The organism is Hydrogenimonas cancrithermarum (genome assembly GCF_030296055.1).
Lineage (GTDB): Bacteria > Campylobacterota > Campylobacteria > Campylobacterales > Hydrogenimonadaceae > Hydrogenimonas > Hydrogenimonas cancrithermarum.
On the sequence record NZ_AP027370.1, the window covers coordinates 700,089 to 711,588 of the forward strand.

General features: G+C 45.3%; 14 protein-coding genes. All 14 read right to left on the bottom strand.

Features of this window, described 5'->3' with window-relative positions; genetic code table 11:
* Nucleotides 1-391: 391 nt before the first annotated feature.
* Nucleotides 392-1,294 (bottom strand): AAA family ATPase, encoded by a 903-nt coding sequence (locus QUD54_RS03595; protein WP_286337594.1) that lies wholly within the window; start codon nucleotides 1,292-1,294, stop codon nucleotides 392-394.
* A complete protein-coding gene (locus QUD54_RS03600) occupies nucleotides 1,291-1,776 on the bottom strand; it encodes a hypothetical protein (protein ID WP_286337595.1) in 486 nt (161 codons plus the stop codon). Before QUD54_RS03600 ends, QUD54_RS03595 begins: the two co-directional genes overlap by 4 nt.
* Nucleotides 1,773-1,979, bottom strand: a complete 207-nt coding sequence (locus QUD54_RS03605; protein ID WP_286337596.1) for a helix-turn-helix transcriptional regulator — start codon at nucleotides 1,977-1,979, stop codon at nucleotides 1,773-1,775. The genes QUD54_RS03600 and QUD54_RS03605 overlap by 4 nt, the downstream gene beginning before the upstream one ends.
* Nucleotides 1,980-2,095: 116 nt before the next feature.
* Nucleotides 2,096-2,722, bottom strand: a complete 627-nt coding sequence (locus QUD54_RS03610; protein WP_286337597.1) for a hypothetical protein — start codon at nucleotides 2,720-2,722, stop codon at nucleotides 2,096-2,098.
* Entirely contained in the window at nucleotides 2,712-3,842 is a 1,131-nt protein-coding gene (locus QUD54_RS03615; RefSeq protein ID WP_286337598.1) for a tyrosine-type recombinase/integrase, read from the bottom strand. The genes QUD54_RS03610 and QUD54_RS03615 overlap by 11 nt, the downstream gene beginning before the upstream one ends.
* Before the next feature lie 333 nt (nucleotides 3,843-4,175).
* Entirely contained in the window at nucleotides 4,176-5,282 is a 1,107-nt protein-coding gene (locus tag QUD54_RS03620; RefSeq protein WP_286337599.1) for a nucleotidyltransferase domain-containing protein, read from the bottom strand.
* Nucleotides 5,275-6,372: a phosphoenolpyruvate carboxykinase (ATP) gene (locus QUD54_RS03625; protein WP_286337600.1), complete on the bottom strand. Its 1,098-nt coding sequence runs from the start codon at nucleotides 6,370-6,372 to the stop codon at nucleotides 5,275-5,277. Before QUD54_RS03625 ends, QUD54_RS03620 begins: the two co-directional genes overlap by 8 nt.
* A gap of 70 nt (nucleotides 6,373-6,442) precedes the next feature.
* Complete coding sequence (locus QUD54_RS03630; RefSeq protein ID WP_286337601.1) at nucleotides 6,443-6,751, bottom strand: hypothetical protein; 309 nt, start codon at nucleotides 6,749-6,751, stop codon at nucleotides 6,443-6,445.
* Nucleotides 6,752-6,908: 157 nt separating this feature from the next.
* Nucleotides 6,909-8,150 (bottom strand): hypothetical protein, encoded by a 1,242-nt coding sequence (locus QUD54_RS03635; protein ID WP_286337602.1) that lies wholly within the window; start codon nucleotides 8,148-8,150, stop codon nucleotides 6,909-6,911.
* Nucleotides 8,151-8,345: 195 nt separating this feature from the next.
* The gene (proB, locus tag QUD54_RS03640) at nucleotides 8,346-9,143 is read right to left on the bottom strand and encodes a glutamate 5-kinase (RefSeq protein WP_286337603.1); all 798 of its coding nucleotides are present in this window, start codon (nucleotides 9,141-9,143) and stop codon (nucleotides 8,346-8,348) included.
* Complete coding sequence (obgE, locus tag QUD54_RS03645; protein ID WP_286337604.1) at nucleotides 9,144-10,214, bottom strand: GTPase ObgE; 1,071 nt, start codon at nucleotides 10,212-10,214, stop codon at nucleotides 9,144-9,146. It lies immediately after the preceding gene.
* 110 nt (nucleotides 10,215-10,324) lie between these two features.
* Nucleotides 10,325-10,579: a 50S ribosomal protein L27 gene (gene rpmA, locus QUD54_RS03650; RefSeq protein WP_286337605.1), complete on the bottom strand. Its 255-nt coding sequence runs from the start codon at nucleotides 10,577-10,579 to the stop codon at nucleotides 10,325-10,327.
* Nucleotides 10,580-10,690: 111 nt separating this feature from the next.
* Nucleotides 10,691-10,999 carry a 50S ribosomal protein L21 gene (rplU, locus tag QUD54_RS03655; protein WP_286337606.1) on the bottom strand — a complete coding sequence of 103 codons (309 nt, stop codon included), beginning with the start codon at nucleotides 10,997-10,999 and terminating at the stop codon, nucleotides 10,691-10,693.
* A 98-nt stretch (nucleotides 11,000-11,097) separates the two neighbouring features.
* Nucleotides 11,098-11,487 carry a RidA family protein gene (locus tag QUD54_RS03660; RefSeq protein ID WP_286338000.1) on the bottom strand — a complete coding sequence of 130 codons (390 nt, stop codon included), beginning with the start codon at nucleotides 11,485-11,487 and terminating at the stop codon, nucleotides 11,098-11,100.
* Between the last annotated feature and the right edge of the window lie 13 nt (nucleotides 11,488-11,500).

Consider the following 11,500-nt stretch of genomic DNA (forward strand, 5'->3'; position numbering starts at 1 on the left):
ACTCCGTGACTGGCGCCTTCTCGACGTAGCTGCTCCACTTCAGCCGTTTCGTATCTAGACAGTACTTTTCAGCCAAACATAGCGGGTTATACCGTCCGAACAAAATGAATGAGGATGAGACGATGAGCAGTAAGTGACGCCCGTCAGGAGCACGGAGTGCCCAAGGGCGAACGTCTGCGAAGAGTCGAAGAGTCGTGAATGAAGTGAGAGGCGGTATAGCTCAATTATAATAGTAATAGGGGGCTATTTGTTGTGAATCTTGTGCAACCACCGATATATTAGGAATCTATAAATAGAATTCTATAAAATATTCAGATTATTCATTATTCAGTTGCACAAGATTCCCAGGTATCCGCCATCCATGCAAGATTCCCAATAGTATCACTACTAGTCAACTGGCTTCTTTCAAATTTTCATCTTTTTTCAATGTCCAGTTCCTTTTTCTACCATCCCCTCCCTTTTCCCAGAAGGTGTTTATGTATCGGTTTAAAATGTCATTTGTTCGTCGTCGTGATATTTTTTGTGATTCCATATATTTGTGTATCTGCGTGGTCATTCTTGGTTCAGTCAGATAGCCTTTAATCATGTTTATAATCGGTTTGTCTTTTGCCAACTGAGCAGGGTCATCATATTTTTCTGGCTCAATATCGTATGTTAATGTGGAGATTTTATAACTTCTTTTCTCGATGTATCCACGCTTCTTTTCTGGCTCCATTGTAACGACAATATTTCCTACATCATCTGAAAATCCAGTCAAATACAGCAATGTATCCGACTGTGCTTTGATGACCGAACTCCCAAAAAACTGTTTTTTGGGGTTTTCTGAATTACTGTCACCTTTATTGGTGTGATGGAGAACAACAACACCATTGCCGTTATTTGTGATCCGCCTGAGGAGTTGATAGAAACTTTGTACATCAACATTATTATTAGGGTCTACAAAATGTGAGAGTGTATCGACAATGATTAATTTGCCTGACACTCCAGATGTTAGAATTTCATTTAGAATGTCTTTTAAATCATCCATCGAAGCTCCCATGCTGGTAGCGTAAATGTCACATTTTTTTAAGATCTGATCGGGAAATGTATCTATCGGATTTTCGGCATCCAGATAGATGGCATTAATCAACCGTGCCAATGCCATCGACAACGTAGTTTTGCCCTGATTGGGATCGGCATAAACGGTTGTTAGCCGATTCATCGCAATAGTGCCTTCAAGAATATATATCTGCTCCTGAGCCTCTTCTATTGCTGCAGGTGTTATTTTAAATTTATCATATTTTAAGAGACTCATGACGCTCTCCTTAACTCATCAAGGATACAAGCAACCTGCTTTAATAAATTTTCAGCAATATCTATTTTTTCATTTATTGATGGCATTGAAGATGGATATTGTGGTACAATATTCATTATTAAACTTTTTAAATTAGTCAAATATGAAGTCGTTCCCGCGGCTTCATTTTGTAGCTCTTCCTTCGTTCGTCTCTTGCGCCTTTTGACGCCTTTGACAAACAAAGTCTTATTATCTTTTGTACGACTTGAATAGCCGAAAGAAAGTGCCATATTAAGAATAGCTTTGCGTGTTCGCAGCGGGAATAATTCCATTGCCTGTTCTACATCATAGCCATTCTTAATAGCCTCGAAAAGTAGGTTCTTCTCCTCTTGGCTCCACCGCGAGTTATGTTTTCTCGGTGACTCTATAGGCCTCAAAGACATAACAAACTTTGCCGAAGAGTTAAATGGCGTACTGTTTGTTAGATGCATAGGCGTTCTCATGCCACCCTCCCTTGTACCTGGTGCTCTTCCAGCCATTTGTCGATGGCAAATCTATCGTATCGGATATATTTGCCACCGATCTTACTAAAAGGAATGTTTGAGCCACTGGTGGCCATCCTCATTTTGGACTGAGACGATTTACTAAAACCGTACTCGGCTTCTAGTTCTGCTGGACTGAGCCAGCGTTTCTGGGGAAGTTGCATTTCTGCTCCTTTATTCAAAATAGATCGATAGTTCTTCAGAACTCATCGATCGCTACTGGAAGTATACGGTTCTAGATGTATCGTGGTAAGGGGTGAAAAAAAGTTTTTTTACCCCCCTACAAGGAGGCTAGTACTGATCTATATTGCGGTATGAGTTGAAGATATTTTTCAGGTTTTATCCATTCAGAAACGAAGCTGATATCGGACTTTATGGTTTTCTTACTGGACCTCGTTGGATCCAAACTATAAACTGTTTGGCCCATAATCTTGATAGCATCATAATGTTTGAAAGTAGTACCATCCATCAAACGCTGTAGTTTTCCTCCTCTACTTTCAATTAGCTGGTTAATTCGTCTATATGCCTCCAATTCATTTTCCTTTCTAAAGAAGGGTTTTTTAGAATTTGGGTGCACCAAAAACTTATCACCACGATATTCATTGATTTTTTCCAATGTATTGGGATCTTCTACTGTCCCTTCTCCATATGGGGAGAAGGGGTGATGCACAATATGCGTCAGATGTTCATAATCCAGATACAGTTCTCGTAGACTTAGAATCTCTATTTCTTGACCATCTCTAAAATCAATTGATTTTGAATAGATCCCATAGGATGAAAGTTCCTCTGCAATACTTTGGTCTAGAGATAACCCTAACAACTCAATAACTCTGGGATTTCTGATTGCAAATTCGTAGGCAAGTTGATTGAAGTCATTTGGAGTATATTCAGATTTTTTACTTGCCATCTTCGTCTCTCCCGGTAATTTTTCCAATCATCTCATTGGCCACATGAGACGCTTTCGTATGATTGGCCGACAGATAGAAGTTATTGACCGTATCAAGGTTTGTATGCCCAAGGGATGCGCTGAGGATCGTTGTCGCCGTTCCAGCCTCTCCCATAGCTGAGACAAGAATATGCCTGAAATAGTGCATCGTAAGTTCTGGAATTTCTGCCAGCTGTTTGATCTTCGCCAACTGTTTTTTAGGTGGATAGAGCTCCTTGCCTGTGACTGGGGACTTGAAGATAATTCCGTCTCTGTTACCGTCAAACTGTGAAAGGGCTTCAGCGATCGGAGTTGGCAGCTCATACGTCTGGTTCCGCTTGATCTTATTATTTTTAGCCCGAATAGTATAAGTTCGGTTTAGAAAATTGACATCTTCCCATCGGAGCGTTCGTATTTCATTCCATCGCCTGCCGTACAATGCAAACAGAAACAAAGCCCTATAAAAGGGATCGCTGTCGTATGTGTTCATAATGGTCTGATAAAGCATGGAGAGCTTGGTTGTGGCGTCTTCCACTATCTTTTTCTGTCGATTTTGTTTGGGTGCTTTGATGTTTGGAATGTCGTCGATAACTTTGTTATCGTGGGCGTATTGCATGATGGGTTTGAGAATTTGAAGCAATACTTTCCTGATTGTTCTCGGGCTGCACCCATTGGCCGATTGTTTTGAGAGGCCTTTGGTTTCCATACTGCGGCGCAGGGCATCGAAATCGACCTGGCGGATATCTTTCAGACGTTTTTTGCCAATACCATCCTTGCAGTAGAGGTTATAGACGTATCGACGCTCTTCGGTCCACTTGGAAGCTTCGCAGGCTTGATTGAAGTAGATATCTGCCACATCGTTCAGCCTGCTGTTCTCGTTAAAATTGACACTGGCATTGGAAGCTTTTTCTTTCTGGGTTATGAACTCTGTCTTTGCCCTTGATGTTCTGGTTCGTTTATCCCACTCTTTGTTGGTATAGTCGATGATCCCACGTTTTGATTTTCCGTTAACCTTGAAACGGTATAAAAATCGTTTATACGATGCATCGGCCTTTAACCCTGGTTCGATCGTATTGACGAACTCTTTGGTATCTATGGCCATGATTTTTGCTCCTGTGGCTTGGGTGACACCCTAGGTGACACCTTTGTATGAATAGATAGTACATGAAAAAGAATTAGTAGGAATTGAAGATTCCCTAAATCACAGGCTTATAGTGCACTGAATTCATTTAAAGAAGGGTGGTCTTTTGGTCTCATAAGCCGGAGGTCGGGAGTTCAAGTCTCCCCCCCGCCACCATCATTGCTTCCAATCCCCAAATGCAAATATCGAACTTCTACCATTATTTTTACACATATGAAACGTAGCGTGAAAACTTATTGTTTCATAGATTTACGAAATTCTCCCTGGATCGGTTGTCATCTCGCCCATTCAAAACTATCGCAGTAGATGTTTTTTACCATGATAGGAAAAATATTTTATCAAAGCGAAAGGGTATTGCACTCTCGATTGCAAGCCGTAAAATTGCTGAAGTGCACTGTAAGAGTAAATCTCTTTGAAATCTGTATACGCCGTATAGAGTTTATGGATTTTTGTCTCCGGGATCAATGTGGACTCCCATAAACATTTTTTGTAAAAGAGCCAACCTCTCAACGCGTTCGTTGGAATGGGAGTTTCAAGCATAAAAAGTTTTTCAGCCAAATAGAGGAAATCTTCGAGAATCTTTTCATGGTGATATTTTTCGGCCAGGCTGTAGAGTAGGTTCCAGTCGATTTCCTCCCCGTAGGAAGAGGCCAAAACGGAAAAGTCGTAGACGTTTTTCAAGGCGAGTTTCCAACGCTGATGACTCTTGTCGACAACTGCCGAATGGAGGAAAGTGTGATACAGATGCCATGTCGGCTTGAGTACGTTCGAATCCTTCAAAAGTCGGTTTCGGCTCCTTTGCGACGTCACTTCGTCATAAGGAATATACTCGATTTTTTGATCGAATATAACTCGAAAATGAGGTTCGACTGCAGCGGGAAACCCCTTTTTGTTGATACGAGGTGTGTGATGATGCCATCGACCCAGATCACGGCCGAATTCGATGTATCCCCTCTTCTTCAACAGCGCCAAGCCCTCCTGGAACACTTCCGGATGCATCATGATATCGATATCGGTCATCGTCCGAATACCGGGGGCGGGATAGAGTTTTTCGCTGATGACGGCTGCACCCTTCAGCAATAACGGTTTGATGCCTGCTGGGGCAAGAATTTTCTGGATATCCTCCAACTGGCCGAGTATCCCCTCGTTACGTTCTGCGTTGTTTCTGTAAACCTCTTTCAAAAAACCTTCGAGCAGCGGGTCGTCGATGAGATCGAACAATTTTTTAGACTCCAATGCATGATAGAGGGCTGGAGTCAAAAAGTTACCGTTGGCGACACCTACCAGCTTGACCCAGTCTATATCCCCTTCGGATATCTCTTTTTCGAATTTCTCTTTCTCGGCGTCAGATCCGAGAGAAAGAAGCTTGCACAGCTGTATGATCTCCTTGCGATTATCCACTGCACAGATCCTTTATTCTTCCCACAGCCTCTTCTAAAGAACCATAGCTCAGGCTGTATGCGGGGCGGGAAAGCAGATGGGACAATATCGACTCGAAATTTTCTTCGCTCAACGGTTTTTCCAGTTGATACCCGGCATCTTTAATACGTTTCAGCGTCTCACAAGAACTCAGACGTTCGAGTTTACATTCCGAATTTTTTTCGTATTTGGGAAAAATGACCATCGACACGGTATCGTTTTCCTTCGCCAGATTCTCCGGCGGCAGAAACTTCACCTTCTGCCCATCGAAGCGCAGAAATGCCTGCTGTTTTTCCAATTTCGGAAACCGTTCATTCAATACGCTCCAACTCCCCTCTTTGATATTCATACAAAAAGGGATGGGTTTCAACTTTCCATCATATCCCAGCAGGGCTATTTCATCGGAATAGAGATCGAACCCTTCACTGACGAGTGCGGCCGTCAAGGTTGTCTTTCCCGATCCACTGAGAGCAGGAAAGACGAGCGAGTGACGCCCATATTTGACGGCACCTGCATGCATCGCCATGAGATAAGGTTTCGACTGGTAGTATGCGATAATCATGTTTTCTTGCAAAAGCAATGGCAAAGACTCTTCACGGACCGGCGCGGCGATTCGCTCGCCATTGAACAGAATCTGCCAATAATTCCCTTCGCTCATCTTGATGAAATCGATATTGATAGCTTTGTCGGTTCGGGAGTGGCGAGACAAATGCTCGACCAATGGATAGATTTTTCGCTTCAAGGATTCTTTTGGGAACTCGATGAAGAATGTCAAAGGAACGGTGGAAAATTTTTCTCTCTTTTTTTCATCATCTTTATAGATGCCTATGTTTAGTGGGGGTTCATAAACTTCTTTTCCCAACTCTTCGTTGCAAAGAAGAAATTTCGAAAAAGAGGTCAAAATGGCTTTCGGAACCGTCGGAATTTTTGAATAGATCTCATCGACGGAATTCTCTTTGAGAAGCTCGTCTATTTGCAGGAGCAAAGCGGCCGATTCGGATTCAAATCCGTATACACGGCCACTTTTTTTATGGTAGAGTATCAGCGACTCGTTATCCAAATATCCACTCAAACATTCCGTATTGAGAGGACACTTTAAAAACTGCTTCAACTCTTTGTAATCTGTCAGATTCCACTGCTTATCAAAGCAGATTTCTAAACCAGTCGTAAAGCGGGTTGCTAGGAGTGACTGTATAGTGGTCGTTCGCTCCAGGCCCTTCCACATAGATATTCTGGTCGTCTTTCAACGTATAGGTAATAGTATGGTTGTTGTGCCAAGTACATGTACCTGTTGATGACGCCTGCGCTTTCGAAGCACCTGCACCCAACAGCAGATACATCCCCAACGGGGCTGTTGCGGCATATTTGCCGAACTTTTTCATAAATTCGCGTTTCGCTTCGTCTACGTCCACCTCTTCGCATGTTGCAGAGGTTTCAACTTTTTCCGTCATCTTTCATCCTTTCTAGATGGTCTATAACCATTATTAGACCATATTTACAATTATAATTTTCTTAATAATTAACGATTAATTAACGAAAATGAATAATATTTCAACCAAATCCATCATTGGGGCTATATTTCATACAAACTGCTTTTTTAGCCATTGTTCAATATCGGACAAAGTCCCCCATCGGCACATACGTTCCCGGCAATTGCAATGTTCGTGAAACCCAAAGATAATCGAGGTCGATTTCATAAAATTTCGCGTCACAGTTGGCGACACTGTAAAAATAGCGGCCCGTTTCATCGAAACTGCACGTGTGTGCCTGGGCATTTTTCCCTGCATTTCGCTCTTCTGCCGTCAAAGGCATCGCGACATCGATGTTTTTGACAACGACGGGGCTTTGCGGGTTGGAGACGTCGACGACGGTGACGTAGGTCGCTTTATGATTGGTGACGATGGCCATGCGCTTTCGAATGGAAAAAGTGATGTGCCCGGCACCTTCTCCCGCCTGAAAAGTCGAAACCTGCTTCATGCTCTCCTTGTCGACGACATAGACCTTCCCGCTATAGGTAGGGAAAAAGATATACTTGTCACCATAAAATCTCGCGTGATGCGCTCCACCATCTTCATGGGCCGCGTGAAATATCTCTTCGACATTTATAACATTGTTTCCGTCGACAGTGAGTTTCATGATACCGGCGGCCGGAATTGTAGCGTCGTTGGGATCTGCCGGGCCTTCGAGGACGACATAGTATGTTCCATTTCCGGATGCGTCGACATCCACCGGCCTGTACAACACATGATGTGCAGTCGTCTCCGTTTGAATTTCATAAAGAGGCACTTCGTTCTCTTTGTCATAGAGAGAGATTTTTCTGTTTACACGATCCAATAGTAAAAAGCGTTTCCCGTCCGCCAGCCAAAACGGGTGTCCCGTATTGTTTCCTCCTCCGAAGTAGTGGGCCGTATCGACGTTTTGACCGGTTTCATTTCCGAAGTAACGTTTCACCCTATGGTCGGTTTTGCCTATCGTAACCGCCATCGGTTCGGTTTTGCCGGAAACGAGCACCAGATCTATATTCGGAAGGGTCGCTGTCGAACGGGGATGAAATTTCAAGGGAATCACTTTTACCACGCGGTCTCGCCTGAAATCGACCACGGCGATCGAATCACTCTTTCGGGTAAGGGCGAACGCTTCGCGGTCGGAATCGCACTCTACTCCATATGGCCCGTCTGCAGGCGCAACGTCCATCACGGACTCGAGTTTCATACTTTTCGTATCTATGTCGAAAACTTTCGTAGATTCATAATCTCCATACAATGCATGCAGTGTAGGACCTTCATCGTTACATCCACTCAGCAATACCATAGCCAGCATCATCGTGCCAAACGAAGTGAGATATTTCATGTATTATCCTTTCGGCCAAATCTCTCGGAGGGGAGAAGTACTTCCTCCTATCAAGGATATCGTCACATTATATGAAATAATAAGTCCCAAAAGGGGTTGGTTCAAATTCGTTAACAAAAAACTTAAACGAGTCTGTCGTCGAGAAGGTGTAATGTGGAGGGAAAGAGAAAGAGGCGAAACAGAAAACAGATCAGCCTATGCCGTCTCCACTCCCTCCTCCGCTTCATCGAAACGCTTCAAAAACAGTGTTCCTCCCCGATGCACTTCATCGATCAAAAATGCATAGGCATCCTTTAGTTCGAATCCACTCGCAAGAAACATTTTTCGGCCACGTTTCAGCAAAAAGTCCGCCGCTTTGAGCTTCGTCACGATTCCACCCGTAGCGAAACTTCCATGGGGTGTACACTCCGCTTCCAACGACTCTTTCGGTATCTCCCGAACCACTTTGAGCGGTTTGGCATCTTCATACTTACGAGGGTCTTTATCGTAATAGCTGTCGATATCCGAAAGGATCACCAGAAGTTCCGCATCGAAATAGTGCGCCACATGTGCGGAAAGCTGATCATTGTCGCCAAAAACGAGCTCTTCGGTCGCCGTCACGTCATTTTCGTTAATGATCGGTACGATGCCCTGTTCCAGCAACGTCTCCACCGCGCATTTGGCATGATAGGTCCGCTTTCTGGAGTCGAAGTCGTCTGCCGTCAGAAGGATCTGCGAAACGACGACATCGTGCTTTCCGAACTTCTTCTGATACATCGAGATCAGTTTCGGCTGGCCGATCGAAGCGAGAGCCTGACGATTGGCCACAATCTTCTTGTCGAGTTTGCAGAGCGTATAGCCAGCGGCAACGGCCCCGGAACTGACGAGGATAACTTCTATCCCTTTTTCCCTGACTTTGACAATCAGATCGACCAGAGCTGCCATCCGTTCTCTGACAACCCTGTTCTGTTCCGTGAGTACGGCACTGCCCACTTTGATGACGATGCGCTTCATCTATTTGCCCATCACGTCTGCAAGCGCGAAGATCAGTGGTTGGATATTGATATTGGCCACCGAAGATATCGGTATGACAAAGAGCGGATTTCTCCCTTCTTCGTTTCGATATCCCAGATAATTCTCATCGATGCCGTATTGTCCGAGCCCATCGTTGGCCTTCAGTCCCAATGCCTCGAGAAGCTCGCCCATCTTTTCGTTCGCCTCTTCAGGTGTCATCGCATCGATACGCGTCAATGCAATGGCGTAGGGGCGTTTGGCCAGCTCTTCGCTGTAACGCTCGAGTTCATTCTTGAGGGCTTCATACTGCTGTGCCACGTCACGATAGTTCGCCGCATCGATCATGTACAGAAGCGTCTTGGTCCGTTCGATATGCTTCAAAAACTCGATACCCAGGCCTTTTCCGTCGCTTGCCCCTTCGATGATACCGGGAATATCGGCCATGACGAATGCGCGGTAGTCGTCGATCGCGACAACGCCCAGTTTCGGTGTCAAAGTCGTAAACTCGTAATTGGCCACTTCCGGATGGGCGTTCGAGACGGTCGAGATGAGCGTCGACTTGCCGACATTCGGGAAACCGACAAGGCCCACATCGGCAATCAGCTTCAGTTCGAGCCGCACATCTTTTTCCTCCCCCGGTTTTCCGGGCTGTGCATAGGTGGGACGCTGGTTGGTGGAGGACTTGAAATGGACATTGCCCAGGCCGCCCTTGCCACCTTCGAGAAACTTCACCTTCTCGCCATCTTCCGTCAGGTCGAGAAGCAGTTCACCCGTCTCTTGGTCGATGACCTGCGTGCCGGGCGGGACTTTGACATAGAGCGATTCGCCCGTTTTTCCCGCACACTTTCTCGGCATGCCGGGCCGCCCGTTTTTGGCTTTCAGGTGCGTTTTTCCCTTGAAATGGGAGAGTGTATCGGTGTTTTTGTCCACGACGAACCAAACATCGCCGCCGCGTCCGCCATCGCCACCGTCGGGACCGCCCTTGTTTACAAATTTTTCACGTCTGAACGATGAACACCCCTGCCCACCTTTTCCGGAACTGAGTTTCAGTTCTACACTGTCTACAAACATATACTATTGCCTTAAAGTTTTTTGATATAAAATATCAAATTTTTATCGATTTGTCAAAAAGAGTTGGGAAGAAAAACGGCACCGTATGGATGCCGTCAAAAATGAGAAGATTATGCGGGGTAGACAGAAACTTTTTTGCGATGCTTGTCTTTACGCTCATACTTGACGACACCGTCGATGAGTGCGTAAAGCGTATGATCTTTGCCCATACCGACATTGTTGCCCGGATGGATTTTCGTGCCACGCTGGCGATAGATGATATTGCCTGCGATGACTTCCTGTCCACCGATTTTCTTGACGCCTAATCTGCGACCCGCTGAATCGCGGTTATTCTGGGTTGAACCCTGACCTTTCTTGTGAGCCATATTTATCTCCTTTTTTTACGGTAATCGAACAAAGTACGCTTACCTAGCGCTAACGCTGTCTCCGCTTCGGCAGCGGTCCCGCCACGCTAGCGTGGCTTTGCTCCCTAAGAGTTATGCGATTTTCGTAATGCGTACGCGAGTGAAATCTCGGCGGAAGCCACGCTTGAGCTTGCTATCTTTACGACGTCGTTTTTTGTAGATGACAATCTTTCTTTCACGACCCTCGTTGATCACTTCCGCTTCGACAACAGCGCCATCGACGAACGGTGTACCGATTTTGAGGTCTCCGTCGTTGTCGACAGCCAATACCTCTTTGATTTCAACTTTGGCTTTCGGCTCGAGGCCCATATGATCGAGGCAGAGGATGTCGCCTTCGCTGACCTTGTACTGCTTGCCGCCATGCTTGATAATTGCTGTCATGCCGTTTCCTTCTGTTTGTTTGTCAAGTATGCCAAACGATTTTAGTGGCGAATTATACCCATAGTATATTTAAGAATAGTTTAATAGGCACAGCTATTTCAGTCGGGAATCGGTGCTTCGACCAAAGCGATACACTCGATCTCGACCAGGGCGTTTTTGGGCAACGTTTTGACCGCAACGGTGCTGCGCGCGGGCTTATGAGCGTCGAACCATTTTTCGTATACGGTATTGACAGCGGCGAAATCATCCATATCCGCCAGGAAAATCGTCGTTTTGACGACATTTTGCAGACTGCTGCCCGCCGCTTCGAGAACCGCTTTGAGGTTTTTCATCACCTGTGCCGTCTGAAGTTCGATATCGTTTTGGACCATCACGCCATTGGGAGTCAAAGCGATCTGTCCGGATGTGAAGACAAAATCACCCACTTTCATCGCCTGTGAATAAGGGCCGATCGCCTGTGGTGCATCGCCTGTTTGGATTGTTTTCATCATATTCATGCCT

Coding starts and splice junctions, on each gene's coding strand:
- QUD54_RS03660 (WP_286338000.1), bottom strand. CDS start 11,487: ATGAAAACAATCCAAACAGGCGATGCACCACAGGCGATCGGCCCTTAT.
- QUD54_RS03630 (WP_286337601.1), bottom strand. CDS start 6,751: ATGACGGAAAAAGTTGAAACCTCTGCAACATGCGAAGAGGTGGACGTA.
- QUD54_RS03605 (WP_286337596.1), bottom strand. CDS start 1,979: ATGCAACTTCCCCAGAAACGCTGGCTCAGTCCAGCAGAACTAGAAGCC.
- QUD54_RS03600 (WP_286337595.1), bottom strand. CDS start 1,776: ATGAGAACGCCTATGCATCTAACAAACAGTACGCCATTTAACTCTTCG.
- rpmA (WP_286337605.1), bottom strand. CDS start 10,579: ATGGCTCACAAGAAAGGTCAGGGTTCAACCCAGAATAACCGCGATTCA.
- proB (WP_286337603.1), bottom strand. CDS start 9,143: ATGAAGCGCATCGTCATCAAAGTGGGCAGTGCCGTACTCACGGAACAG.
- QUD54_RS03635 (WP_286337602.1), bottom strand. CDS start 8,150: ATGAAATATCTCACTTCGTTTGGCACGATGATGCTGGCTATGGTATTG.
- QUD54_RS03610 (WP_286337597.1), bottom strand. CDS start 2,722: ATGGCAAGTAAAAAATCTGAATATACTCCAAATGACTTCAATCAACTT.
- QUD54_RS03615 (WP_286337598.1), bottom strand. CDS start 3,842: ATGGCCATAGATACCAAAGAGTTCGTCAATACGATCGAACCAGGGTTA.
- rplU (WP_286337606.1), bottom strand. CDS start 10,999: ATGACAGCAATTATCAAGCATGGCGGCAAGCAGTACAAGGTCAGCGAA.
- QUD54_RS03595 (WP_286337594.1), bottom strand. CDS start 1,294: ATGAGTCTCTTAAAATATGATAAATTTAAAATAACACCTGCAGCAATA.
- obgE (WP_286337604.1), bottom strand. CDS start 10,214: ATGTTTGTAGACAGTGTAGAACTGAAACTCAGTTCCGGAAAAGGTGGG.